The sequence below is a fragment of the Amycolatopsis sp. H20-H5 genome (genome assembly GCF_035828755.1).
Classification (GTDB): domain Bacteria; phylum Actinomycetota; class Actinomycetes; order Mycobacteriales; family Pseudonocardiaceae; genus Amycolatopsis.
Genome location: NZ_JAYMZS010000003.1, coordinates 14,699 through 40,098, shown reverse-complemented (window position 1 = coordinate 40,098; position 25,400 = coordinate 14,699). Strand labels below are relative to the sequence as shown.

Here is a 25,400-nt window from a genome sequence, read left to right as displayed (position 1 = left end):
TGACTATCCAAAGCGGCGAAAGGAGGCACTTTCATGTCTCAGGGGACCAGCGATGTGACCGACCAGGTCAAGCACGGGGACGCCTGCACGGTGCTCGAGGTGATCAACCGGGTCAGCGGCAAATGGGCGATCGGCATCCTGCTGGAGGCCAGCCAGGGGCCGGTCCGGTTCACCGAGCTGGAGCGGTCGATCAAGGGCATCAGCCGCCGGATGCTGACGCTGACCCTGCGCAACCTGGAGCGCGACGGCCTGCTGGACAGGACCGTTTACCCGACTGTGCCGCCGAAAGTGGAGTACGTCGCCACCGGCATGGCGAAGGAGCTCTACGCGTCACTGCTCGAACTCGTCGGCTGGGCGGAGCGACACCGCGAAGGCATCGCGTGCGCGCGTGACACCTACGACGAGGCGGCGGCGTTCGCGGCAAGGGAGAAGGCGCGGGTTTGAGCAGGACATGACGATGAGAATGGCAATGCCGTGGTGCGAGCACGGGGGACGCTCGCACGACGGCATCGTTTTTTCGGTCACGCGGTGCCTCCAGGGGGTCGAGGCACCGCGTCATCCCTGCGTGAGCACTACTCCTTGGCGGGTTCGGGTTCGTGCTCGTCGAGCAGGGTGGCTTCGTCGAACGGCGCCTGGCCCGCGAAGACCAGTTCCGACCGGTCGCGGTCGAACTCCTTGGTCCAGGAGCCGATCAGCACCGTGGCGACCGCGTTGCCCGCGAAGTTGGTCAGCGCGCGGGCTTCGGACATGAACCGGTCGATGCCGAGGATGAACCCGACGCCGTCGACCAGTTCCGGGCGGTGCGACTGCAGGCCGCCGGCGAGCGTGGCGATGCCCGCGCCGCTGACCCCGGCCGCGCCCTTCGCCGCGATGATCATGAACAGCAGCAAGGAGATCTGCTCACCCAGCCCGAGCGGTTTGTCCTGGGCGCTGGCGATGAACAGGGTGGCCATCGTCAGGTAGATCGCGGTGCCGTCGAGGTTGAACGAGTAGCCCGTCGGGACGGTGATCCCGACGACGGGCTTGCTGACACCGAGGTGCTCCATCTTCGCGATCAGCCGCGGCAGGGCCGATTCCGAGGACGAGGTCGACAGGATCAGCAGGAACTCGCGGCCCAGGTACTTGAGCAGCTTGAAGATGCTGACCCGCGCGCCCAGCCACAGCACGGTGCCCAGCACACCGAAGACGAAGATCAGGCAGGTGGCGTAGAAGCCGAGCATGATCACCAGCAGGCTCCGCAGCGCGCCCCAGCCGGTGCTGCCGACCACGGCGGCGATCGCGCCGAACGCGCCGATCGGCGCCGCCCACATGATCATCGCGAGGATCCGGAACACGAGCCGCTGGATGTGCTCGATGCCTCGCCGGATCGGGTCGCCCTTGGCGCCCAGCTTCTGCAGCGCGAACCCGGCGAGCAGCGCGACCAGTAGCGTCTGCAGCACCTCGCCCTCGGTGAACGCCGAGACGAGCGTCTTCGGGATTATGCCCAGCAGGAAGTCGACACTGCCCTCGCTGCCGGTGGCCTGCTTGTGCGCGCTCGCCGCGTCGGCGGGGCTGAGGTGCAGCCCGGAGCCGGGGTGCAGCAGGTTGCCGACGACGAGGCCGATCGCCAGCGCGAAGGTCGACATGACCAGGAAGTAGCCGAGCGCCAGCAGGCCGACCTTGCCGACCTTCGCGGCCTTGGCGACCGAGCCGATGCCGAGCACGATCGTGCAGAAGATGATCGGGGAGATCATCATCTTGATCAGGTTCACGAACCCGGTGCCGAGCGACTTGAGGTCCTTGGCGAAGTCCGGCGCCGCGAAGCCGACGATGATGCCCAGCACCACGGCGACAATCACCGCCAGGTACAGGTAGTGCGTCTTGTCCCGGCGGCGCGGGGCCACGTCGGGGTTCGGTGTGGGCACCATTGCCTCCAGCTCAGGGGTCTGTCGGGGTTGCCGGTCACTATGGCTGGCCTGGTGAGCTGGGTCACGGTTGTGTTCATTGAGTTCGTGCCACCGTGGTCGAACGCGAGTTCGCCAATCTGTCACAGGTCGGGTGCCTGCCGGGGTGGGAACCGGCGGGCCGCCCACCGGCCGGGCCGCGGGTGTGCTGGTATGGACGGGTGACCCCGTCGCCGCGGCCTCAGCGCTGGAGCCTGGCCCGCCAGCTGCTCGTGCTGCAGCTGGTCATCCTCGCCGCGCTGGTCGCGGCCGGGCTCGCCTTCGCCTACGCCGATTCCGAACGGGCCACGAAGGACCGCGCCTTCGACCAGGTCCGGGCCGTCGCGGCCACCGTGGCCGACGCGCCGAGCGTGCTCGCGGCCGTATCGACCCCTGTATCGACTCCAGCGTCCACTCCGGACCCGAGCGTCATGCTGGAGCCGTACGCCGAACGTGTCCGTGCGGACACCGGGGTCGACTTCATCACGATCATGAGCCCGGCCGGGATCCGTTACACCCACCCGAACCGCGCGTTGATCGGGCAGCGGTTCATCGGCACCATCGCGGACGCCCAGCGCGGCGGAACGGTACAGGAGACCTACAGCGGCTCCCTCGGCCCGTCGGCGCGTGTGGTCCTGCCCGTCTTCGACGCGGGACACCGGGTGGTCGCGCTGGTCGCCGTCGGCATCACCGTCGCGACGATCTCGGCCGAGCTGCGGGAGCGGCTGTGGCCGTTGCTGGGGGTCGCGGCGGTCGCGCTGGTGGTCGGCGGCGCGGGCAGCTACCTGGTCAGCGCGCGGCTGCGGCGTCAGACCCGCGGGATCGCACCGGACGAGCTGCGCCACCTGTTCGAGTACCACGAGGCCGTGCTCCGGTCCGTCCGCGAAGGGGTCCTGCTGGTCGGGGGAGACCGCCGGGTGGTGCTCTGCAACGACGGCGCGCGGGAGTTGCTCGGCGTCGACGGTGATCCCGTCGGCAAGGGGCTGGACGAGCTGGACCTGCCGCCGGAGCTGGCCGAGACGTTCACCTCGGAGCGGGAACGGGCGGACGAGCTCCACCTCACCGACAGCAGGGTGCTGGTGGTCGGCACCGCGCCGGTGCGGTCGCGCGGCCGGGCGCTGGGCACCGTGGTGATCCTGCGCGACCACACCGAGCTGCAAGCACTGACAGGAGAGCTCACCACCGTCCGCGGGCTCGCCGAGGCGTTGCGGTCGCAGGCGCACGAAGCGGCCAACCGGCTGCACACCGTGGTGTCACTGGTGGAGATCGGCCGTCCCGACGAGGCCGTCGAGTTCGCGACCGCCGAGCTGGCGCTGGCGCAGGAGCTCACCGACCGGGTGGTCGGCGCGGTCGCCGAACCGGTGCTGGCGGCGCTGCTGCTCGGCAAGGCGGCCGAGGCCAGCGAACGGGGTGTCGAGCTGACCATCACCCCGGACACCGTGATCGAGGACAGCGCCACCGCCGTGCCCGCCCGCGACCTGGTCACCATTCTCGGCAACCTGATCGACAACGGGATCGAGGCGGCCGCCGGGCGAGCAGGCCGTCCCGGGGTGGTCGTCACCGCGCGGTCCGATCTGTACGGCCTGGTCCTGCGGGTCGCCGACACCGGGCCGGGGGTCGCCGAGGACGCCGCCTCGGACGTGTTCCGGCGCGGTTGGTCGACCAAACCGGGGGAGGGGCACGGACTCGGGCTCGCGCTCGTCGCCCAGGCCGTCCGCCGCCACGGCGGGGACATCGTGCTCGGCCGTGAGGTCGGCGCCGTGTTCACCGTCCGCCTGCCACGACGGGAGCACGGGTGACGATCAGGGTCCTGGTGGTCGAGGACGAACCGGTGGCCGCCGAGGCACACCGCGTCTACGTCGAGCGGCTTGCCGGTTTCAGCGTGGCCGGGGTCGTGCACTCCGGTGGCGACGCGCTGCGCTTCTGCGAGCGGGAGCCGGTGGACCTGGTCCTGCTCGACTTCTACCTGCCCGACACCCACGGGCTCGCGGTCTGCCGCTCGCTGCGCGCGGCCGGGCTGCCGATCGACGTCATCGCGGTGACCTCGGCGCGCGACCTCGCGCTGGTGAAGGCCGCGGTCTCCGCCGGCGTGGTCCAGTACCTGCTCAAACCCTTCACTTTCGCTTCCCTGCGCGAAAAACTGGAGCGCTACGCCGAGTTCCGCGGCGCTTCGGGCGAGGTCAGCGGCCAGGCCGACGTCGACCGCGCGCTGGCCTCCCTGCGGACCCCGGACCGGGGACCGCTGCCCAAGGGGATGAGCACGCAGACCCTCGACGCGATCACCGAGGCGCTCGCCGCGGCCGCCGACGGGCTTTCCGCCGGCGGCGCGGCGACGGTCATCGGCGCGTCCCGCGTCACCGCGCGCCGGTACCTGGAGTACCTCGCCGACAACGGGCTCGCCCAGCGCGAACCGCGCTACGGCCAGGTCGGCCGCCCCGAAGTCTGGTACCGGGCGAAAACCTGACCGTATAACGACCTATCCGGCTCGGCGGGCGGCCCCGCGCAGCCGCCCGTATATGCCCCACAATGGCACCCTGAACGCGGTAAACGCCGTCATGGTGGCCTTCAGGGGCATCGAAACCCGGATGTGCCGGTGTCCGGGGTCAGCGGGGGCGGCCGGGGACGCCGGGGCGGGTTTGCCAGGGGCGGGGGCCGTCGAGGGGCCGGTATTCGACGCCGAGTGCGTCGAGCCGGGGGAGGTGGTGGTCGCGGAGCCGGGGGAGGAACTCCGCGAAGTCCCGGCCTTCCGGTGCGCTCCACGCGACCTCGGCGAACGCGCACAGCCTCGGGAACACCGCGTAGTCCACGCGCCGCGCCGAGTCCAGGTGCTCGGTCCACACCTGCGCCTGCGTGCCGAGCATCTCGGTCAGCTCGCCCGGGATGGGGTCGTAGGCGTAGATGTCTTCGAGCGTGTGCAGGTAGCCGACCGGGATCGGCTCGTCCGGGTGGTCGGACTGGCGGTGGTCGAGGTACACCGACTCCTCGGGGCACATCACGACGTCGTGGCCCGCGTCGGCCGCGCGGATCCCGGCTGCCGCCTCCTGCCAGGCGCCGATCACCATCGGGGGCAGGCCTTCGATGTCCAGGACCTCGTCCCAGCCCATCGCACGCCGTCCGCGCGTGGCGAGGTGCTCGGCCAGCAGGCGGACGAACTCGCCGTGTTCGCCGGTCGCGCCGGGCACTTCGTCGCCGCCCAGTGCGATCACCGGCGACGGGAAGATGTCGAGCAGCTGGTCGAACACCGCGCGGAAGAAGTCCAGTGTGGACTCCGTCGGGTTCAGCAGGGAAGTGCTGATGCCCCAGGAGTTCCACACCTGGGGATTGTCCCCGGCGAGCCCGAGGTCGGGATACGCCGCGATGGCCGCCCTTGCGTGCCCGGGGATGTCGATCTCCGGGACCACGGTCACCGCGCGCTCGGCGGCGTACGCGACGATCTCGCGCAGGTCGTCGACGGTGTAGAACCCGCCGTGCGGCCTGCCGTCGCGCTCCGGCCCGTCGTGCCTGCCGACCATCGACGACGCGCGCCACGAGCCGACCTCGGTCAGCCGGGGGTACGCCGGGATCTCGACGCGCCAGCCCTGGTCGTCGGTCAGGTGCAGGTTGAGCACGTTGAGCTTGTGCGCGGCCAGCAGGTCGACGAACCGCAGCACCTCCGCCTTGGTGCGGAAATTCCGGGCGACGTCCAAAAGGCAGCCCCGCCAGCCGAACCGAGGGTGGTCGGCGATCACCCCACAGGGCACAGTGGACTGTCCCGTGTGGATGGACGCCGCCCGGAACTCCGCTGGGCCCGCGAGCTGACGCAGCGTCTGACGCCCGTAGAACTCACCCGCCGCGTCGGCCGCGTGCAGGGTGACGCCGTCCGGTTCGATCTCCAGCCGGTAGCCTTCGGCAGGCAGGTCGGCCGAGGTGCGCACGGTGACCTCGGCGGGCCAAGCGCACTCGCCGTCCGCGCGGATGGCCGCGGCGGGACGGGGGAGCAGCGTGTCGAAGTCCGGCATCTCAGCCTTTCACCGCGCCGGCCATACCGGACACGAGTTTGCGTTGCACCAGAACGAAGAACACCAGCACGGGGATGGTCATCAGGGTCGAGGACGCCATCACCGCGCCCCAGTCGGTGTCTTCGGGCTTGAAGAACACCAGGATCGCCTGCGGCAGCGTCTGGTTCTCGGTCTTGGAGATGATGAACGTCTTCGCGAACAGGAAGTCGTTCCAGGCGTGGATGAACGCCAGCACGCTGATCGCCACCAGTCCGGGCGCCACCAGCGGGAACAGGATCTGCCAGGTGAACCGCAGCCGGCTCGCGCCGTCCAGCTTCGCGGCTTCTTCCAGTTCCACCGGCACCGCCGCGACGAAGCCGCGCAGCATCCAGATCGCGAACGGCAGGCTGAACGCCAGGTGCACCAGCACCAGCGAGCCCAGTTCGTTCAGCCCGAACGCCGGTGCCACGTCGCCGACCGACCGCATGAGGAAGAACAGCGGGATGGTCAGTGCCTCGATCGGCACCATCTGCGCGACCAGCAGCATCACCAGCAGCACCGTGCGGCCCTTGAAGTTGAACCGCGTCAGCGCCACCGCCGCCAGGAACGAGAACAGCAGCGACAGCACCACGACGGCGACCGCGACCATGACACTGTTGAGGAAGAATCGGCCGAAGCCCGAGACGGTCAGGACGCGCTCGAAGCTGTCGAACGAGGGTGAGAACGTCCACGGGCGCGGGTTCGCGGACTGGATCTCCCCGGTGGGCTTGAGTGCCGAGAGGACCATCCAGTAGAGCGGGAACGCGACCAGCCCGGCGATCACCACGGTGACGATCTCCGCGACCAGCCGTCCAGGCTTCTTGACTTTCCGTCTGCGTGCGGCGATCACAGCCACGAGTCACTCCGTCGCTGTGAGCGGACGTAAAGTCCGGTGATGGACAGCAGGAGCACGGTCATCACGACTCCGATGGCGGCGCCGAGGCCGTATTCCTGGCCCGCGAAGGCTTGCTGGTAGGCGTAGACGTTGAGCACGAGGTTGCGCCCGGCGACGCCGCCGCCGCTGGTCATCACGTAGATCTGGGTGAAGACCTTGAAGTCCCAGATGATCGACTGGATGGTGGCGATCATCAGCAGCGGCCGCACCATCGGCAGCAGGATCGACCAGGTGGTCCGCCACGAGGAGGCGCCGTCGAGCTGCGCGGCCTCGACGACCTCGTCCGGGACGCCCTGGAGAGCCGCGTACATCGTCACCATGACGAACGGGAACGAGCACCAGATCACCTCGGCGGCCACCAGCCCGAAGGCGCCGAACGTGCCGAACGTCCACGAGTGGTGCGCCATGCTCGTGAACCCGATGGCGTTCAGTATCTCGTTGACCAGGCCGAAGTCGGTGTCGAACAGGAACAGCCAGACGTACGAGCCCGCCATTGCCGGTGTCGACCAAGCGCCGAGCGCGGCGAGGAACAGCAGCATGCGGGGCAGCGCGCGGACCCGGGTGGAGAGCACCGCAAGCCCGGTGCCGACGATCAGGCTGCCCACCACACAAGCCCCGGCGAACCCGACGGTCTTGGCGAGCACGGTCCAGAACGTGACGCTGTCGAGCAGTTCGGCGTAGTTGTCGAAGCCGATGAACACCAGGGGCGCGGTACCCGCGGCCTGCGGCTGGCCGTAGTCGTAGAACGAGATCAGGATGAGCTGGTAGATCGGGTACGCGAGGATCGCTGCGAGCAGGATGCCCGCCGGGGCGAGGTAGAGCGCCGCCGCGCGCCCGTCCCGGGGCCGCTTGGGGCGGCGCCTGGGAGGGGCGGCGACGGGACTGGTGAGCTCCTGGGTCACCACTGGCTAGCCACCGAAGGCCTTGTTCATCGCGGCCACCGCGTCGGCCAGTGCGGCGTTGGCGTCCTTGCCGCCGGTCGCGATCTGCTGGACGGCGGTCGGCAGCACGTTCTGGCTGTCGATCTTCGACCACGCCGGGGTGGCGGGCACGAACTTCGTGCCCGCCTTCAGCGTGTCGACGAACGGCTTCAGGAACGGGTCGCTGGCGGCGAGCTTCTGCTGGACACTGCCCAGCGTCGGCAGGTTTCCCATCGCGGTGTACATCTTGTCCTGGTACTTCGCGCCGCCGAGCAGCTCGATGAACTCGGTGCCGAGGCCGCGGTGCTTGGTCGCGTTGAACACGCCGAGGAGGTTTCCACCGGCGAACGCCGGGGCGATGGATCCCGCCGTGGTACCCGGGATCGGGACCACGGCGTACTTGCCCTTGACCGTGCCCTGCTCGATGGCTTTGTGGTTGAAGTCGCCACCGATGGTCATCCCGGCCTTGCCGCCGGAGAAGGCCTGGACGCTCTGCGTGCCGGTGAGGTTGGCGCACGACGCGGGCGGGCAGATGTCGTCCTTGAGCAGGTTCGCGTACGCCGTGACACCGGCCTTCGCCTGGTCAGAGTCCACTGTGGACGTCCACTTCGCACCGTCGGACTTGGCCAGTTCGCCACCGGAGGCCCAGAGGAACGGGAGCATCGCGTAGGTGTACTTGCCACCGACGGAGATGCCGTAGAGGTCCGGCTTGGCGGCGCGGATCTTGCGGGCGGAGTCGATCAGCTCGGCGAGCGTTGCCGGGGGCTTGAGGCCGAGCTCGGTGAAGATGTCGGTGCGGTAGTACAACGCGCGGATACCGGTGTACCAGGGCAGGCCGTAGGTCTTGCCGTCGGCCTTCGCGGTGTCCAGCACCGACGGGATGATGTCGGTGCCTTCCTTCCACGCCGAGAGGTCACCGGTCAGATCGGCCAAAGCCTTGGTGGCGGCGTAGCTCGCGACGTCGGTGTTGCCGAACTCCGCGACGTCCGGCGCGTTGGACGGGTCGTTGAAGGCACCGGAGAACTTGTCGGCGCGGCCTTCGACCGGGATCCACTGCACGTCGACCTCGACGCCCGCGTGGGCGGCCTTGAACTCGGTGATGGCCGTCTTGACCACCGCCTCCTTCGGCGCGCGGTTGGCCTCGTCGAACAGCCAGACCCGGACGGTGCCGGTCTTTTCGTCGCCGCCCGCGGCCGCGGGGCCCGACTGGGCCGGGGCGCAGCCGACGGCCAGCGCCAGCACGGCGAGCCCGGCCACGAAGTGTCGAGTTCTCATGAGTGGGTCCTCCCAGAATGCGTGGGCCTCCTGGGTGGCGCGGCGTGCCACCCAGGAGGTTCTAGACGAACGTCAGAGGAAACGGACGGAATTGACCTGCGGGATGGACAGCGATCCCGCGACGGCGCCGGGCAGCCCGGTCGCCGGGTCGCGCGGCAGCCAGCTCAGCGTCCCGGAGGTGTCGCACGAGACGTAGAACCAGTTCTCGGTCGGGTCGAGCGTCACGTGGCGCGGGTACACGCCCCCGACCGGGACGTTGCTGACGAGCTTCAGCGACTTGCCACCGTCGGCGACGGTGAAGGTGGCGAGGGTGTCGGAACCGCGGACGCTCGCGTAGACGAACCGGCCGTCCGAAGAGGCCTGGACGTCGCCGGGGAACTGGTCGCCGGGGGTGCCCGCGGGCACGGCCGGGACGACCTGGCCCGCGGTCAGCTTGCCGGTGGTGGAGTTCCACCTGGCCACGGTGACCTCGGCGCGGAGCTCGCCGAGGATGTAGGCGTACTTGCCGCTCGGGTGGAACGTCAGGTGCCGGGGACCGGAGCCGGACGGGAGCTTGAGCTGCTGGTTCAGCGTCAGCTTGCCGGTGGAGACGTTGAGCTTGTAGACGTAGACCGAGTCCGCGCCGAGGTCGACCGAGACCACCCACTTGCCGGTCGGGTCGTTGACCACCTGGTGCGCGTGCGGGTCACGCTCGGTGCCCTTGTGCTGGGCGAGGTCCACGACGTCGCCCAGCTTGCCGCCTGCCAGTATCGGCAGCACGACGACACTGCCGCTGTTGTAGTTGGCGGCCAGCACGTACTTCTGGCTGGAGTGGACGGACAGGTGCGTCGGCGCGTCGCCCTTGGACGACTTCTTGTTGAGCAGCCTGGGCTTGGTGGGGTCGGCCAGGCTCAGCGCCGAGATCTGGCCGCCCTCGTCGTCCTCGTTGGTCACGTAGAGCGTCTTGCGGTCGGCGCTGACGTCGAACCAGGACGCGTTGTTGATGCCGGGAATCGTCCGGTCGACCTTCAGCGCGGAAGCACCGGCGTCCCGGTGAGCGACATCCAGTCCGTGGCCGGTTTTGGTGTAGCTGCTGATGAAAACAGCCGAGGCGCCCCGCGGGCCGCAGGGCACGGCCGCGTTGGCGAGCTGGGAACCGAGAATGGTGCCGAGTCCCGCGGCGCCCGCGGCGCCGAGGAAGGTACGGCGGTTGAGTCCGGTCATCGTGGTTTCTCCCAGAGGGTTTCGTATGGTTTAGACCACTGCCATGAGCAATGCTGCCACGCCGAAACCGGAAAGGGAAAGGACTGTTTCCAAGACCGTCCACGTCTTCAGCGTTTCCGGCACGGACATGTTGAAGTACCGCGAGACGATCCAGAACCCGCCGTCGTTGACGTGCGAGGCGATGATCGAGCCCGACGAGATCGCGACGACGAGCAGGGCCAGCTGGATCTGCGAATAGCCGAGCTGGGTGACCGTCGGGGCGATGATGCCGCTGGTGGTCACGATCGCGACCGTCGCCGAACCCTGCGCGATGCGCATACCGCAACTGATGACGTACGCGGCGAGGATGACCGGCAGCCCGGCGTCGCTCAGCGAACCCGCGACTGCCTTGCCGATTCCGGTGGCCGAGAGGACAGCGCCGAAGAACGCTCCCGCGCCGACCACCAGCAGGATCATCGCGACCGGCCGCAACGCCTTGCCCGCGAGCTCGTTCAGCGCCTTCCCGTTGATGCCCCGGCGGATGCCGAGCAGCCAGGACGCGAGCAGCACCGAGATGGTCAGCGCCACCGCGGGCGTGCCGATGAACGCGGCCACCCCGGCGAGCGTCGAGTCCTTGGGCAGCCAGATGCTGCCGAACGTGCCTGCCAGGATCAGCACCAGCGGAACCGCGATGATCCCGGCGACCAGGCCGAGCGAAGGAGCGTTCTCGTCCACCTCGGTGCCATCGGTGACGATCATTTCGTCGGGGACCTCGATGTGGATGCGTTTGCCGATCCAGATCGAGTACAGGATGCCGCCGACGAACCACGCCGGGATCGCGCAGACGAGTCCCATCAGGATGATCCAGCCGAGCTCGACGTGCAGCAGCCCGGCCGCGGCCACGGGGCCAGGGTGCGGCGGCAGGAACGCGTGGGTTACCGAAAGCCCGGCGAGCAACGGGAGTGCGTACAGCACGAGCGACTTGCCGCCCTGCTTCGCGGCGACGTAGACCAGCGGCGCCAGCACGAAGATGCCGATGTCGAAGAAGACCGGGATACCGAAGATCAGCCCGGCGATGCCCATCGCCAGCGGCGCGCGCTTTTCCCCGAACGCGCGCAGCAGGGCCGAAGTGAGCACCTGGGCGCCGCCCGACCGTTCCAGGATCGACCCCAGCAGGGTGCCGAGCCCGATGATCGCGGTGATGTGCCCGAGAATCCCGCCGAACCCCTTTTCCAGCAAGGAGTTCGCGGAGCTCTGTGCCGTGCCGACGATCGTGCCGACCGGCAGTCCGGCGGCCAGCGCGGTCAGCAGGCCGATCACGATCAACGCGATGAACGGCTCGATCTTGACCTTGACGATCAGGATGAGCAGGAGGGCGATCGACACCACGGCGAGTGTCAGCAGGCCCCCTGTCGAGTGTTGCAGCCAGTTGATCATCGGCCCCTCCTGGGGTTCCGCAGCGAGTGCCCGGCAAGGGCGCCGGTCGGGTGACCGTCGTCGATGGCGGCGATGCCGTTGACGAAGACATGGGGGATTCCGGCGGCGTGGCGACGCGGGTCGTCGAACGTCGCGGTGTCGCGGACGGTCTCGGGATCGAACAGCACGAGGTCCGCGGCGTAACCCTCGCGGATGAGGCCGCGGTCGGGCAGCCGGAGCCGTCGTGCCGCGCGGCCGGTCAGGTGCGCGACGCATTCGGCCAGGTCGAGCACCCCGAGCTCCCGGACGTATCGGGACAGATAGCGCGGGAACGTGCCCCACGCGCGCGGGTGCGGCCGGGCCCCGACCAGCAGGCCGTCACTTCCGCCGGTGTGCGTGCGGTGGCGCATGATCGCCTGGACGTTCTCCTCATGGCCGACGTGCATCAGGCACGAGGTGCCCAAGCGTTCGTCGAGCAGCGTGTCGAAGTACAGCTCGGACGGCGGGATGCCGAGGGTGCGCGCGGACGCGGCCACCGAGTAGCCGACCAGCGCGGAGTTGTGCTCCCCTCGGACGCCGTTGATCTCGATGACGTCCCAGTCGATCGGCACACCGTGCGCCCCGTCGGACCCGGTTTCCTCGATCTCCGTGCGGATCCGCTCACGGGTGTCCACATCGGACAGCCGGGCCATGGTGGGGTCCAGTCCGCCTTCGGTCGCCCAGCTGGGCAGCAGCGCGGAGAGGTAGGTCGCGCCGGGCAGGTACGGGTAGGTGTCGAGGGTGATGTCGCAGCCGTCGTCGAGCGCGTTGTCCAGCAACTCCAGCAGTTGCGGGGCCTTGCCCTTGTTGACGGAGAAGTTCATCGTCGCGTGCGCGAGGTGCAGCGGGCAACCGGACCGGCGCGAGACGTCGACCATCTCGGCGAACGCCTCCAGCGCGCCCTTGCCGTAGCTGCGGTGGTGCGGGCTGTAGTAGCCGCCGAGTTCGCCGACCACCCGGCACAGCTCGATCAGCTCGACGGTGTCGGCGTACATGCCCGGGGTGTAGGTCAGGCCGGATGACATGCCCAGCGCGCCTTCGTGCAGGCCGGTGGCGATCAGGTCCTTCATCGCGGTGAGCTCGGCGTCGGTCGCGGGCCGGTCGTCCCAGCCGACGGCGAGCATCCGCACGGTGCCCTGCGGCACCAGGTACGCGGCGTTCACCGCGACGCCCTGGTCGAGCCGGTCGAGGTACTCGCCGACCGAGCGCCAGTTCCAGTCGAAGCCCGCCGGGTCGTCGTTCCAGCCCGCGAGCTGCTGACGCAGAGCTTCGAGCACCGCGTCGTCGACCGGGGCGTAGGACAGGCCGTCCTGCCCGAGGACCTCGGTCGTGACGCCCTGAGAGAGCTTGGCCAGGTGGTCGGGTTCGGCGAGCAGCTGCAGGTCGGAATGCGAGTGCATATCGATGAACCCGGGCGCGAGCACGAGCCCGTCGGCGTCGATCACGCGCTGGCCGGTCAGCGAGCCGGACGCGGCGACGCTGGTGATGCGAGCACCGGTCACCCCCACGTCGCGCCGGGTGAGCGGGTCTCCGGTGCCGTCGGCGACCAGCGCGCCGCGGAAGACGAGGTCCATGACACTTCCTTCTAGAAGTAGGTGCGGACGAAGTCGAGGACGGTCTCACCGTCGGTGTCCACCACCGGGATCAGCGGCCACTTGTCGAACACCGTGCACGGGTGCGAGAGCCCGAGCCCGACCCAGTCGCCGACCTCGATCGGCGATCCTGCCGGCAGTGCGAGGAACGCGTGCTGGTCGTTGAGCTTGGTGACGGTGTGGCCGTCGAGCGCGACGGCGTCCTGACCGGGCTTGCGGTGCAGTTGCGGTTCGGGCAGGCCTTCGTCGAAGGACGCGTCGCGCTTGCCGATGGTGAGCAGCGCCAGCTCGTCCGTCGGTTTCGACGTCACCTGGGCCCAGGCCCGCAGTGCTGGCCGGAGCGACTCGACGCCCGCGATGCGCGAATGCGCGCCGAGCGGGGAGATCTCGCGGTAGAAGCCGTCGTCGTGGGTCAGGTATGCGCCGCTGCGCAGGATCGGCAGTACGTCGAGGCCCTCGGGCCAGCCGGTGGTCAGCGAGTCGGCGACACGGTCGAAGTAGGCGCTGCCGCCCGCGGTGACGAGGATTTGCTCAGTCTGGTCGAGAAGTCCCTTTTCCGCCAACGAGATCACCAGCTCGCGGAGACCGTCCACATAGGAGCTGATCTTGGTGAGGGCCGCTTCGTCGGTGTCGTGCGAGAGCGCGCCTTCGTACCCGCCGGTGCCGCGCAGCCGCAGCGCCGGGCTCGCGTGGGCGGCCTCGGCCACGGCCAATGCGGTGGCGGTGTCGCGGACGCCGGTGCGTCCACCTTCGCCGCCCAGCTCGACCAGGACGTCCACCTGGCGCCGGGCGCCCTGCAGGGCTTTGGTCATCAGCTCCACCCCGCGGACCGAGTCGACCCAGCAGCTGAACTCGAACGCGGGATCGCCGTCGAGCTCGTTCGCCAGCCACCGCAGCGCTGACGGGTCGAGCAGCTGGTTCGCCAGCAGGATCCGGGAGACGCCGAACTCGCGGTAGATCCGCAGGTGGCCCGCGTTCGCCGCGGTGATGCCCCAGGCGCCGTGGGCGGCCTGCCGGGCGAACAGCTGGGGCGCCATCGTGGTCTTGCCGTGCGGTGCGAGTGCCACTCCGCGAGCCGCGCACCACGCGCTCATCGTGCTGAGGTTGTGTTCGAGCGCTTCACCGTCGAGCACCACGAAGGGGCCGAAGAAGCCGTCGCCGAACAGGGCTGTCCGGCGCTGGGCAGCCTCGTCGAGCGTCAGCCCTTCGAGGACAGGGGAGAGGGACCGGTGGCGCCGGCCGAGGTGCTCTTCTCGGATGGACGCGAGCGCGGTGGGGTCCAGCGTGCAGGCCGCACTCCGGTTCGAAGCCATTACTCACCTCGGTTGCGTATTTTGCAACGGACGTTGCGCAGGATGCGCGTCATAGGTGTAGCATCCGAGTCTCGACAGGTCAACGGGGTGAACGATGGGGAGACTGGAAGTGATGACCGCGCCTGAGGTGCTCTGCGTCGGTGAGTCGATGGTGTTGTTCGTGCCTGCCGAACAGGGCCCGCCCGAGCAGGTGCGGACCTGGCTGCGGACCCTCGGCGGCGCCGAGTCCAATGTGGCCTGTCACCTGCCCGCGCTCGGCGTCACCAGCGGCTGGGTGAGCGCCGTCGGCGACGATCCGTTCGGCCGCGTGCTGCTGCGCGAGATCGGCGCGGCCGGGGTCGACGTGAGCGCGGTGGCCGTCGATCCGGTGCGCCCGACCGGGCTCTACATCAAGGAAAGCGGCGCCCACGGCAGCCCCGTGCGGTACTACCGGACGGGCTCGGCGGCCTCCGGGATGGGCCCCGAACTGTTATCGAACCTCGACCTCGACGCGGTCAAGGTGATCCACCTCAGCGGGATCACCCCGGCCTTGTCGGACAGCTGTCTCGCCCTGGTGCGTGCGCTGCTGGAGCGTCCGCGAGGGGACACCCTCATCTCCTTCGACGTCAACTTCCGGCCCGCGTTGTGGGCCGGGCGGGACAGTCGCGTCCTGACCGAGCTCGCTGGGCTGGCCGACATCGTGCTCACCGGGGACGACGAAGCGCAGACGGTCTGGGGCACAGGCGACCCCGGCAAGCTGCGCGCGCTGCTTCCCGGGCCGAAGACGCTGGTCGTCAAACACGGCGAGCGCGGCGCCACTCTCGTCGAAGAGGTCTCCCTGTTCTCTCCCGCACTGCGCGTGGAGGTCGTCGAGCCGGTCGGCGCGGGAGACGCGTTCGCAGCCGGTTTCCTCGCGGCCACGCTGCGTGGCGCCGACCCCGCGACACGCCTGCGCCGGGGGCACCTGCAGGCCGCCGCCACCCTGCTGACCCACGATGACGTCGGGGAACCGCTCCCGGCTTCCGTGATCGAAACCCTGCTCGGCGCCGACGAAGACGCCTGGAGCGCCGCCCGGCTGACCGACGAAGGAGTGCTCACGTGAGCCAGAGTCTCGACAAGGCGCTCACGATCCTGGCGGGTCTGGCGCGGGAGGCGAAGACCCTCGACCAGCTCGCCGAGGAGGTCGGCGTGCACAAGTCGACCGTGCTCCGGCTGCTGCGCACGCTCGAGTCGCACCACTTCGTCCGCCGCGAGGGGACCAGGTACTACCGCCTCGGCAGCGCGCTGTTCGACCTCGCCAACCAGGCACTCGAAGATCGCGACGTCCGGCGCAGCTCGCAGCCCGCGCTCGCGGCGCTCAACGCGCGTACCGGGCACACGGTCCACCTCGCCACCTACGAGGAGGGCGAGGTCGTCTACATCGACAAGTACGAGGGCCGCCACTCGGTGCGCATGTACTCGAGGATCGGCAAGCGCGCGCCACTGCACTGCACCGCGGTCGGCAAGGTGCTGGTGGCCGCGATGCCCCAGCCTCGCCGCGAGACGATCGCCGAGGCCATCGACTACGTCGTGCTCACGTCGAACACCATCAAGGACGCGGCGGCCTACCTCGCAGAGCTCGAGAAGGTCGCGGAGTGCGGTTACGCCGTCGACAACGCCGAGCACGAGGACTTCATCCACTGCGTCGCCGCACCGGTGCGCGGGCCGAACGGTGACGTGCTCGCCGCGGCCTCGATGTCCGTGCCGAAGGTGCTGCTCGACTACGAGGGACTGCTCGCGCTGGTCCCCGAACTCGTCGCCGCGACCACCGAAGCTTCCGTCCACAGTGGATGGACGGAGAACCGAAAGGGGCAGTTGAAATGAGCAAGACCGCGATCAGCACGGAGCAGGCGCCGCCGCCGCCGGCCGCGTTCTCCCAGGCGGTCCGCAAGGGCAACATCCTGCAGGTCGCCGGTCAGGTCGCGTTCGACGCCGCCACCGGCGCCGTGGTCGGCGACAACGTCGTCGAGCAGACCAAGCAGACCTTCAAGAACATCGAAACGGTCCTCGCGGCAGGCGGCTCGAGCTTCGCCGACGCGATGATGGTGCGGGTGTACCTCACCGACACCGCGCACTTCGCCGAGTTCAACGAGGTCTACAACACCCTCGTCGGCGAAGGCCCGCACCCGGCCCGCACCACCGTCTACGTCGGCCTGCCCGCGGGCCTGCTCGTCGAGATCGACGTGCTGGCCGTGCTCGGCGACTGACCCTCATGTGTCATGAAAGGGTCTTTCAGGGCAATTTTTGCCCTGAAAGACCCTTTCATGACACTTCAGCCGAGCACGCTCGTGTACCCGTTCAACGCGGGCTGCCCACCCAGGTGGACGTACAGGACGGTCGACTCGCGCGGGATCTCACCGCGCGACACGAGGTCGATCAGCCCGGCCATCGACTTGCCCTCGTACACCGGGTCGGTGATCACGCCCTCCAGCCGCGCGCACGTGCGGATGGCGTCCAGCGTGGACTCGTCCGGGATGCCGTAGATCCCCGCGTGGTAGCGCTCGTCCAGCAGCACGTCGTCCGGCGTGACCTCGCGCGCGCCGATGAGTTCGGCCGTGTTCCGGGCGATCCGGGTGATCTGGTCGCGGGTCTCGGTGGGCTTCGCCGAGGCGTCGATCCCCAGGATCCGGCGGGGGCGGTCGCTCAGCGCGGCGCCCGCGATCATCCCGGCTTGGGTGCTGCCGGTGACCGAGCAGACGACGATCGTGTCGAAGTGGACGCCGAGTTCTCGTTCCTGCGCCTCCAACTCCACGACCCAGTTCGCGAAACCCAGGCCGCCGAGGCGGTGGTCGGAGCCACCCGCCGGGATCGCGTACGGCTTGCCGCCCGCTTCCTCGATCTCCCGGACGGCGTTCTCCCAGCTCTGCTTGAACCCGACCCCGAAGCCCGCGTCGACCAGCCGGACGTCCGCGCCGAGCAGCCGGGACAGCTGGATGTTCCCGACCCGGTCGTAGAGCGGGTCCGCCCAGTCGACCCAGCTTTCCTGCACCAGCACGGCTTTCAGTCCGGCGCGGGCCGCGGCCGCCGCGACCTGGCGGGTGTGGTTGGACTGGACCCCGCCGATCGAGATCAGCGTGTCCGCGCCTGCCGCGAGCGCGTCGGCCACCAGGTACTCGAGCTTGCGGGTCTTGTTGCCGCCGAACGCCAGCCCCGAATTGACGTCTTCGCGCTTGGCCCACACCTTCGCGCCACCGAGGTGGGCGGTGAGCCGCTCCAGCGGGTGCACGGGGGAGGGGCCGAACAGCAGGGGATAGCGGGGGAAGTCACCCAGTGACATGTCAGTCCTCCAGAAGTCGTTCGAGTTCGGTCCAGATGGTGGCGGTGACTCGGCAGGCGCCGTCGACGTCGACGGCCTCGATGGCGTCGATCAGCTCGTCGTGGCGCCGGACGGAGTGGTGGGCGGGCAGGGTGCTGAACCGCGCGTACTCCAGGCGCCGCAGTAGCGGGGTGTAGCGCTCGAGCGTGGCGGCGACGGCGTGGTTGCCGCAGGTCGCGACCGGGACGTCGTGGACCTCGTCGTCGGCGGCGATCGCCGCGGCGGGGTCCCCGGCCGCGATCGCGGCGGCGAACCGGGCGTTCGCCGCGCGCATCGTCGAGACCTCGGCGGGGCCCATCCGCGGGGTGCCGGTCCGCACCGCGAACTCGTGCAGCGTCCGCACGAGGTGCAGGGCGTCGCGGACGTCGTCGGGGACGACTGCGGCGACCCTCGTGTAGCTCTGGGGTTTTGAGTCGACCAGCCCGTCCGCGGCCAGGCGGGTCAGTGCCTGGCGGACCGGCGCGCGGGACAGTCCCAGCTGCTCCGCCAGGTCGGCGTCACGCAGGTTGGCCCCCGGCGGCAGGCTGCCGTCCACGATGGCGCGCCGGATGCTCTCGTAGGCCTCGTCCCGCAGCAGGGCGCGGGACACCTTGGCTAACTCACTCACATCTAAAATGTTAATTGATCGAGGACCGGCTGGGAAGGTTTCCAGCCGGAATGAAGTGTCAGTAAACTGGACCGGTGTACTTCTCGCCGGGTCCTTGACCGGGTGCGTCGGGCACGGCGGAGGCTTCGCGGAACGCCTTCTGGAGCGACTGGAGACCGTCGCGCAGCGGGCCCGCGTGCAGGCCGAGGTACTCGGCCGACGCGGTGATCAGCCCAGCGAGCGCGGTGATGAGCCGCCGCGCCTCGTCGAGGTCACGGTGCGGCGAGTTCTCGGGCTCGGCGTCGGCGAGGCCGAGGCGTTCGGCCCCGGCGGAGAGCAGCATCACGGCCGCCCTGCTGATCACTTCGACGCTCGGGATGTCCTCCAGATCGCGGACGTCCGGGGAATAGGGGGGCTGCTCAGCGGGTTGTTCAGACACGTCTGGTACCCTTCCACGTGCGACCAGCTCCCGAGCAATCGGGGGCGGCAAGTGGAGCCCCGCTCCCACCCGTGTGACCGTACAGGTTTCCGGGTCCGGTCTCGCCCAGGCGATCGAGAGGTCACCCAGGGCGAAGTGTTCAGTCCTCGTGGGCCTTCGGCTCGCGGTGGCGGAGTGCGATCGGAAAAAGAGTGGGCCCCGAACATCAGGTGACTGATGGCGGGGCCTTTCGTCTGTGGGCACCAGGTCGAAACGGTAGAAGATTTTACCTCGGACCAAGGAGGCCCCATCAGCGCCGAGACACGCATCAACGACCGAATCCGGGTACCGGAGGTCCGCCTCGTCGGACCGGCCGGTGAACAGGTCGGCATCGTCCGGATCGAGGATGCGCTGCGGCTCGCTCAGGAGAACGACCTCGACCTCGTCGAGGTCGCGCCGCAGGCACGCCCGCCGGTTTGCAAGCTCATGGACTTCGGCAAGTTCAAGTACGAGAGCGCGCAGAAGGCCCGCGAGTCACGCCGTAACCAGCAGCTCACCGTCATCAAAGAGCAGAAGCTGCGGCCCAAGATCGACCAGCACGACTACGAGACCAAGAAGGGTCACGTTTCGCGCTTCCTCGCCGCCGGGAACAAGGTCAAGGTCACGATCATGTTCCGTGGACGCGAGCAGTCGCGGCCGGAGCTGGGCTTCCGCCTGCTGCAGAAGCTGGCGGACGAGGTGACCGAGCTCGGCTTCGTGGAATCGTCGCCGAAGCAGGACGGTCGCAACATGATCATGGTGTTGGCTCCGCACAAGAACGTGAAGCCGGCGAAGGCCAAGGTGTCGAAGGACGAGGAGTCCGCCGACGCCGAGCCGCCCGCCGAGGCGTAGCGCCGACCAGCACATGTCAGCGGCACACCGGTCTCCGGTGTGCCGCCGCACGAAAGAGGACAACGTAATGCCGAAGATGAAGACGCACAGTGGCACGTCCAAGCGGGTCCGCGTCACGGGCACGGGCAAGCTGCGTCGCCAGAAGGCCGGCCGTCGTCACTTGATGGAGAAGAAGTCCAGCAAGTACTCGCGCCGTCTCGAGGGCACCACCGAGATCGCCAAGAACGATGTCGGTCGGGTCAAGCGCCTCCTCGGCCTCTGACTCCGCAGAACTTGCTCTAACCACCCGGGGCTTTTCCGGCCCCCGAATCGACAGGATGGACCAGTGGCACGCGTCAAGCGGGCGGTAAATGCCCATAAGAAGCGTCGCGCGACTCTCGAACTGGCCAGCGGTTATCGCGGCCAGCGTTCGCGGCTGTACCGCAAGGCCAAGGAGCAGACGCTTCACTCGCTCAACTACGCCTACCGGGACCGCCGTGCCCGCAAGGGTGACTTCCGCCAGCTGTGGATCACCCGTATCAACGCGGCGGCGCGCGCCAACGGCGTGACCTACAACCGCTTCATCCAGGGTCTCAAGACCGCGGGTGTCGAGGTCGACCGCAAGATCCTCGCTGACCTCGCGGTCAACGACGCCGCGGCGTTCACCGCACTGGCCGAGCTGGCCAAGGCGAACGTGAACACCGGCGAAGAGAAGAAGTCGGCCTGACCGGTCGCAGCGCACTTCCACGACCCGGGGCGGAACCGTTCACCGAACGGACCCCCCGGGTTGTTGCTGCGCGCAAACTGACCAGGCGCTCCGAGCGGGAGAAGGCGCGCCGCTTCCTCGCCGAGGGTGCCAACGCGGTCGAGGCCGCGCTGGGCCACGCCCGTGAAGGCGACGGAACGGTGTACGAGCTGTTCGTGACGCCCCGCGCGGCCGAGCAGCACGAGCCGTTGCTCGCGATCGCCCGTGAGGCGGGCGTGCCGATCTCGCGGATCACCGACCGTGCCGCCGAGGGGTTGTCGGAAACCGTGACGCCCCAGGGCATCGTCGCGGTGTGCGCCCTCGTGGACCGTCCTTTCGGGACTGCCCTCGGCCCGGACGCCAAGCTGGTCGTCGTGCTCGTGGACGTGTCCGACCCTGGCAACGCGGGCACCGTGATCCGGGTCGCCGACGCCGCCGGAGCCGACGTCGTGGTGCTGGCGGGCGACAGCGTCGACCCGCACAACGGCAAATGCGTGCGTGCCGCGGCCGGGAGCCTGTTCCACCTCGCGATCACCCGCGTCCGCGACGTGCACGCGGCACTGGCCGCCTGTGCGGCCGCCGGGCTGCGCACCCTCGCCGCGCACGGCTACGCCGAGACCGAGCTGGACCAGGTCGTGTTCGACACCCCGGTCGCGTGGGTGTTCGGCAACGAGGCGCACGGCCTGCCGGGCGACGTGCTGGACGCGGTCGACGAAGCCGTCCGGATCCCGCTCTACGGCAAGGCCGAGAGCCTGAACCTGGCGACGGCCGCCGCCGTCTGTGTCTACACAAACGCGATGGCCGTCCGGAGCCGCGGCGAGTAGTCTCACCGCATCACTTTTTCTTGGCTGGTGGGGGATTCCATGGGCTGGCCCGCTCGTTCGTACGCGCAGTCCGGAACCGCTGTTCGCCCGCGCGTGGGTCTCACTCGTGTGGGTGTTGCTGGTCTCGATCGTGACCTCGACGCTTTCGGCGATCCACCAGACCGCGCCGTACGATTCGCCGTCGACGGGGTCGTGTCCAGCCCGTTTACCGGAGCCGGCCTCCCCCGCGCGTTCGTCACGCGCTGAACACAGGTCCATCAGCCAAGGGTGACCGGTCGGCCGTTCAAGGCGATCCCATAGAATCAGCAAGCTTGAAACCACGGTGCCCGCGATCTCGCGGCCGCCGCCCCAACCCCAGTCCCAGCTGGACGCCGAGGAGTTATGTCCGGAGCCACCGAAAAGCAGGATCCGCAGCCGGCCGGGGCGCTCGCCCCGGAAACGCTGCGAGCCGCGACGCTGAAGGCCGAAAAGGACTTCGAGGCGGCGCCGGATCTCGAGGCGCTGGCCGCGGTCAAGCCGGCCCACCTGGGTGACCAGGCCCCGCTGATGCTGGCCCGCCGGGAGATCGGCGCGCTGCCCAAGCAGGAGAAGGCCGAGGCCGGCAAGCTGGTCAACGAAGCCAGGCAGGCCGTCCAGGGCGCGTTCGACGCGCGCCGCGCCCAGCTGCAGACCGAGCGTGACGAGCGGGTGCTGCGCGACGAAGCCGTCGACGTCACCCTGCCTTGGGATCGCCTCCCGCGGGGCGCCCGGCACCCCATCACCACACTCTGCGAGCAGGTCGTCGACGTCTTCGTCGGGATGGGCTACGAGGTGGCCGAAGGGCCCGAGCTCGAGGCCGAGTGGTTCAACTTCGACGCGCTGAACTTCGGCAAGGACCACCCGGCGCGCCAGCTGCAGGACACGTTCTACGTCGGCGACGAGGACTCCCGCCTGGTGCTGCGCACGCACACCTCGCCGGTGCAGGCACGCACGCTGCTGCACCGCGACCTGCCGGTCTACGTCGTGTGCCCCGGCCGGACCTACCGCACCGACGAGCTCGACTCCACCCACACCCCGGTGTTCAACCAGGTCGAAGGCCTGGCGGTGGACAAGGGCATCACGATGGCGCACCTCAAGGGCACGCTGGACACCTTCGCGAAGGAGATGTTCGGCGAGCACTCGAAGACCAGGCTGCGGCCGCACTTCTTCCCCTTCACCGAGCCGTCCGCCGAGGTGGACGTCTGGTTCGAGCAGAAGAAGGGCGGCCCCGGCTGGGTCGAATGGGGCGGCTGCGGCATGGTCAACCCCAACGTCCTGCGGGCCTGCGGCGTGGACCCCGCGGTGTACTCGGGCTTCGCCTTCGGCATGGGCATCGAGCGCACCCTGCAGTTCCGCAACGGAATCCCGGACATGCGCGACATGGTGGAGGGTGACATCAGATTCACCCTCCCCTTCGGAACGGAGGCCTGAGTGCGAGTCGCGGTTAGCTGGCTGACCCAGCACCTCGGCCTCGGCGAGGACGTCACCCCGCAGGACCTGGCCGACGCCTTCGTGCGCATCGGTATCGAGGTCGACGACCTGAGCGAGCTCGGCCCGGTGACCGGGCCGCTCGTGGTCGGCAGGGTGGCCGAGATCGAAGAGCTGACCGAGTTCAAGAAGCCCGTCCGGTTCTGCCGGGTCGAGGTCGGTGAGGACGGTTCGGCCGACGCCGCCGACGATGATCTGACAGCCGATCTGACAGCTGATCTGGTGGACGAGGACGACGAGGACGACGACCGTCCCTCCGGCTACAAGACACGCGGGATCATTTGCGGCGCGCGGAACTTCGACGAAGGCGACCTCGTCGTCGTCTCGCTCCCGGGCGCGGTGCTGCCCGGCGGCTTCGAGATCGCCGCGCGCAAGACCTACGGCCGGGTCAGCGACGGCATGATCTGCTCCGCCCGCGAGCTCGGGCTCGGTGAGGAGCACTCGGGCATCCTGGTGCTGCCGCCGGGCACGGCCAGCCCCGGTGACGACGCGAAGGCCCTGCTGGGGCTCGACGACACCGTCATCGAGGTGACCCCCAGCCCGGACCGTGGGTACGCCCTGTCGATCCGCGGCCTGGCCAGGGAGCTGTCCAACGCGCTCGACGTCCCGTTCGGCGACCCGGCCCAGATCGAGATCCCCGAGGCCGAGGGTGACGCCTGGCCGGTGCACATCGAGGACACCGAGGGCTGCCGCCGGTTCGTGCTGCGCCGGGTCACCGGCCTGGACGCGACCGCGCCGAGCCCGTGGTGGATGCGACGGCGGCTGATGCTGTCCGGCATCCGGTCGATCTCGCTCGCGGTGGACGTCACCAACTACGTGATGCTCGAGCTCGGGCACCCGCTGCACGCCTTCGCCACCAGCTCGGTCAAGGGCGATCTGGTGGTGCGCAAGGCGAAGCCCGGTGAGAAACTGACCACTTTGGACGATGTCGAGCGCACACTCGACGCCGACGACGTGATCATCGCCGACGACTCCGGCGTCATCTCGCTGGCCGGCACCATGGGTGGCGCCAGCACCGAGATCACCCCGGACAGCACCGACGTCCTGCTCGAGGCGGCGCACTGGGACCCGGCCGCCATCAGCAGGACAGCGCGAAGGCACAAGCTGTTCTCCGAGGCGGCCAAGCGGTTCGAGCGGTTCACCGACCCTCAGCTCTGCGCCGCGGCGGTGGAACTCGCCGCGAAGCTGCTGAAGCAGTACGGCGACGGTGGTATCCAGCCCGGCCGCACCGACGAGGGCGTCGTCGAGCCGCTCCCGCCCGTGACCATGCCGATAAGCCTGCCCGACCAGGTGGCCGGGGTGCGCTACAAGCCCGGCGCGACGGCGCACCGGCTCCAGCAGGTCGGCTGCAAGGTCAAGCTCTCCACCAGCGACGACGGGGTCTCCTCGGTCACCGCGACCCCGCCCAGCTGGCGTGCTGACCTCGTCCAGCCCGCGGACCTCGTCGAAGAGGTGCTGCGCCTGGAGGGATACGACAGCATCCCGTCGACGCTGCCCGCCGCCCCGGCCGGGACCGGACTCACCGACGTCCAGCGTCGCCGCCGGACGGTGTCGCGGGCACTGGCGGAGGCCGGGTACGTCGAGGTGCTGCCCTTCCCGTTCATCGCGGACTCCGTCTGGGACGCCTTCGGGCTCGCGGCGGACGACGTCCGGCGCAACACCCTGCGGGTGCGCAACCCGCTGGAGGCTGACAAGGACCGGATGGCGACCACGTTGCTGCCCGGGCTCCTCGAAACCCTGCAGCGCAACGTCTCCCGTGGGTTCAAGGACGTCTCGCTGTTCCACATCGGCCAGGTCGTGCTGCCCGCGCCGAACCCGCTGCGGGTGCCGGCCCCCGGTGTCGGCCACCGGCCTGCCGACGACGAGCTCGCGCTGCTCGAGGCCGCCGTGCCTCCGCAGCCGGTGCATGTCGCCGTCGTGCTGACCGGTCAGCGTCAGCGGGCAGGCTGGTGGGGCTCCGGTGAGGCGGCAGCCTGGACCGACGCCGTCGAGGCCGCCCGCCCCGTCGCCGCGGCGGCCGGTGTCGAGCTGACGGTCCAGTCCGCGGACCTGCTGCCCTGGCACCCGGGCCGCTGCGCTCAGCTGCGGGTGGGGGACTGGCCGGTCGGGCATGCCGGTGAGCTGCACCCGAAGGTGGTCGAGGCCCTCGGCCTGCCGCCGCGGACCGTGGCGATGGAGCTGGACCTCGACGCGATCCCGCTGCCGGAGGGCCGCCCCGCTCCGCGTATCTCCGGCTATCCGCCGGTGCTGCTCGACGTGGCGCTGGTCGCCGACGCCGGGCTGGCCGTGGCGGAGCTCGCGAGCGAGCTGCGTGACGGCGCGGGCGAGCTGCTCGAAGAGATCTCGCTGTTCGACGTCTACCAGGGCGAGCAGGTCGGCGAGGGCAAGAAGTCGCTGGCCTACAAGCTCCGCTTCCGCGCGCCGGATCGGACGCTCACCGTCGACGAGGCCACCCAGGCCCGCGACGCGGCCGTCACCGCCGTTGGCAAGCGCTTCGGCGTCAAGCTGCGCACCTAGGACCAGCCTGGTCGTGGGGGGGGGGGGGGG

24 protein-coding genes are annotated in these 25,400 nt (G+C 69.5%); 12 read left to right on the top strand and 12 right to left on the bottom strand.

Features of this window, described 5'->3' with window-relative positions; translation table 11 throughout:
• Positions 1 to 33: 33 nt before the first annotated feature.
• Positions 34 to 444, top strand: a complete 411-nt coding sequence (locus tag QMK34_RS02115) for a winged helix-turn-helix transcriptional regulator (protein WP_326410763.1) — start codon at positions 34 to 36, stop codon at positions 442 to 444.
• Between the two features lie 128 nt (positions 445 to 572).
• Here QMK34_RS02115 and QMK34_RS02110 read toward each other — a convergent pair whose 3' ends face one another.
• Positions 573 to 1,907: a cation:dicarboxylate symporter family transporter gene (locus QMK34_RS02110; RefSeq protein WP_326410761.1), complete on the bottom strand. Its 1,335-nt coding sequence runs from the start codon at positions 1,905 to 1,907 to the stop codon at positions 573 to 575.
• Positions 1,908 to 2,086: 179 nt separating this feature from the next.
• Here QMK34_RS02110 and QMK34_RS02105 point away from each other — a divergent pair, with 179 nt between their 5' ends.
• Positions 2,087 to 3,721, top strand: coding sequence for a sensor histidine kinase (locus QMK34_RS02105; protein ID WP_326411066.1), 1,635 nt, complete (start codon positions 2,087 to 2,089; stop codon positions 3,719 to 3,721).
• Positions 3,718 to 4,386, top strand: coding sequence for a response regulator (locus tag QMK34_RS02100; RefSeq protein ID WP_326410759.1), 669 nt, complete (start codon positions 3,718 to 3,720; stop codon positions 4,384 to 4,386). Before QMK34_RS02105 ends, QMK34_RS02100 begins: the two co-directional genes overlap by 4 nt.
• 139 nt (positions 4,387 to 4,525) lie before the next feature.
• Here QMK34_RS02100 and QMK34_RS02095 read toward each other — a convergent pair whose 3' ends face one another.
• From QMK34_RS02095 to QMK34_RS02060, 8 genes are all read right to left on the bottom strand, one after another.
• Positions 4,526 to 5,920, bottom strand: a complete 1,395-nt coding sequence (locus QMK34_RS02095) for a beta-N-acetylhexosaminidase (protein ID WP_326410756.1) — start codon at positions 5,918 to 5,920, stop codon at positions 4,526 to 4,528.
• 1 nt (position 5,921) lies between these two features.
• Positions 5,922 to 6,788, bottom strand: a complete 867-nt coding sequence (locus tag QMK34_RS02090) for a carbohydrate ABC transporter permease (RefSeq protein ID WP_442785085.1) — start codon at positions 6,786 to 6,788, stop codon at positions 5,922 to 5,924.
• Positions 6,785 to 7,735: a carbohydrate ABC transporter permease gene (locus QMK34_RS02085; protein ID WP_442785081.1), complete on the bottom strand. Its 951-nt coding sequence runs from the start codon at positions 7,733 to 7,735 to the stop codon at positions 6,785 to 6,787. The genes QMK34_RS02090 and QMK34_RS02085 overlap by 4 nt, the downstream gene beginning before the upstream one ends.
• A gap of 6 nt (positions 7,736 to 7,741) precedes the next feature.
• Positions 7,742 to 9,028, bottom strand: a complete 1,287-nt coding sequence (locus QMK34_RS02080) for an extracellular solute-binding protein (RefSeq protein WP_326410748.1) — start codon at positions 9,026 to 9,028, stop codon at positions 7,742 to 7,744.
• Positions 9,029 to 9,100: 72 nt separating this feature from the next.
• Positions 9,101 to 10,231, bottom strand: a complete 1,131-nt coding sequence (locus QMK34_RS02075) for a lactonase family protein (protein ID WP_326410746.1) — start codon at positions 10,229 to 10,231, stop codon at positions 9,101 to 9,103.
• A 30-nt stretch (positions 10,232 to 10,261) separates the two neighbouring features.
• The gene (locus QMK34_RS02070; RefSeq protein ID WP_326410744.1) at positions 10,262 to 11,647 is read right to left on the bottom strand and encodes a GntP family permease; all 1,386 of its coding nucleotides are present in this window, start codon (positions 11,645 to 11,647) and stop codon (positions 10,262 to 10,264) included.
• On the bottom strand, positions 11,644 to 13,239 hold the full coding sequence (locus QMK34_RS02065; RefSeq protein ID WP_326410741.1) for an N-acyl-D-amino-acid deacylase family protein: 1,596 nt from the start codon (positions 13,237 to 13,239) through the stop codon (positions 11,644 to 11,646). Before QMK34_RS02065 ends, QMK34_RS02070 begins: the two co-directional genes overlap by 4 nt.
• Before the next feature lie 11 nt (positions 13,240 to 13,250).
• Positions 13,251 to 14,570, bottom strand: a complete 1,320-nt coding sequence (locus QMK34_RS02060) for an amino acid deaminase (protein ID WP_326410739.1) — start codon at positions 14,568 to 14,570, stop codon at positions 13,251 to 13,253.
• A gap of 112 nt (positions 14,571 to 14,682) precedes the next feature.
• Here QMK34_RS02060 and QMK34_RS02055 point away from each other — a divergent pair, with 112 nt between their 5' ends.
• Genes QMK34_RS02055 through QMK34_RS02045 form a run of 3 tightly spaced genes read left to right on the top strand, consistent with a single transcriptional unit; the run spans position 14,683 to position 16,795 of the window.
• Positions 14,683 to 15,651, top strand: coding sequence for a sugar kinase (locus QMK34_RS02055; RefSeq protein ID WP_326410737.1), 969 nt, complete (start codon positions 14,683 to 14,685; stop codon positions 15,649 to 15,651).
• Entirely contained in the window at positions 15,648 to 16,412 is a 765-nt protein-coding gene (locus tag QMK34_RS02050) for an IclR family transcriptional regulator (RefSeq protein ID WP_326410735.1), read from the top strand. The genes QMK34_RS02055 and QMK34_RS02050 overlap by 4 nt, the downstream gene beginning before the upstream one ends.
• The gene (locus QMK34_RS02045) at positions 16,409 to 16,795 is read left to right on the top strand and encodes a RidA family protein (protein WP_326410733.1); all 387 of its coding nucleotides are present in this window, start codon (positions 16,409 to 16,411) and stop codon (positions 16,793 to 16,795) included. Before QMK34_RS02050 ends, QMK34_RS02045 begins: the two co-directional genes overlap by 4 nt.
• Before the next feature lie 65 nt (positions 16,796 to 16,860).
• On the opposite strand, the gene QMK34_RS02040 is transcribed toward QMK34_RS02045, so the two are convergent.
• The 3 genes from QMK34_RS02040 to QMK34_RS02030 are packed head-to-tail and all read right to left on the bottom strand — an operon-like array spanning position 16,861 to position 18,929.
• Entirely contained in the window at positions 16,861 to 17,865 is a 1,005-nt protein-coding gene (locus QMK34_RS02040; protein WP_326410731.1) for a 1-aminocyclopropane-1-carboxylate deaminase, read from the bottom strand.
• 1 nt (position 17,866) lies between these two features.
• Positions 17,867 to 18,511: a GntR family transcriptional regulator gene (locus QMK34_RS02035; protein WP_326410729.1), complete on the bottom strand. Its 645-nt coding sequence runs from the start codon at positions 18,509 to 18,511 to the stop codon at positions 17,867 to 17,869.
• Between the two features lie 58 nt (positions 18,512 to 18,569).
• Positions 18,570 to 18,929 carry a DUF1844 domain-containing protein gene (locus QMK34_RS02030; RefSeq protein WP_326410727.1) on the bottom strand — a complete coding sequence of 120 codons (360 nt, stop codon included), beginning with the start codon at positions 18,927 to 18,929 and terminating at the stop codon, positions 18,570 to 18,572.
• Between the two features lie 216 nt (positions 18,930 to 19,145).
• On the opposite strand from QMK34_RS02030, the gene infC reads away from it, so the two are divergent.
• From infC to pheT, 6 genes are all read left to right on the top strand, one after another.
• A complete protein-coding gene (gene infC / locus QMK34_RS02025; protein WP_326410725.1) occupies positions 19,146 to 19,799 on the top strand; it encodes a translation initiation factor IF-3 in 654 nt (217 codons plus the stop codon).
• 67 nt (positions 19,800 to 19,866) lie between these two features.
• Positions 19,867 to 20,061, top strand: coding sequence for a 50S ribosomal protein L35 (gene rpmI, locus QMK34_RS02020; RefSeq protein ID WP_326410723.1), 195 nt, complete (start codon positions 19,867 to 19,869; stop codon positions 20,059 to 20,061).
• 63 nt (positions 20,062 to 20,124) lie between these two features.
• Complete coding sequence (gene rplT, locus QMK34_RS02015; RefSeq protein WP_326410721.1) at positions 20,125 to 20,505, top strand: 50S ribosomal protein L20; 381 nt, start codon at positions 20,125 to 20,127, stop codon at positions 20,503 to 20,505.
• Complete coding sequence (locus QMK34_RS02010) at positions 20,502 to 21,347, top strand: TrmH family RNA methyltransferase (protein ID WP_326411063.1); 846 nt, start codon at positions 20,502 to 20,504, stop codon at positions 21,345 to 21,347. Before rplT ends, QMK34_RS02010 begins: the two co-directional genes overlap by 4 nt.
• A gap of 381 nt (positions 21,348 to 21,728) precedes the next feature.
• A complete protein-coding gene (gene pheS / locus QMK34_RS02005) occupies positions 21,729 to 22,796 on the top strand; it encodes a phenylalanine--tRNA ligase subunit alpha (RefSeq protein ID WP_326410718.1) in 1,068 nt (355 codons plus the stop codon).
• Positions 22,797 to 25,370 carry a phenylalanine--tRNA ligase subunit beta gene (pheT, locus tag QMK34_RS02000; protein WP_326410715.1) on the top strand — a complete coding sequence of 858 codons (2,574 nt, stop codon included), beginning with the start codon at positions 22,797 to 22,799 and terminating at the stop codon, positions 25,368 to 25,370. It begins immediately after the preceding gene.
• The last annotated feature ends 30 nt before the right edge of the window (positions 25,371 to 25,400 follow it).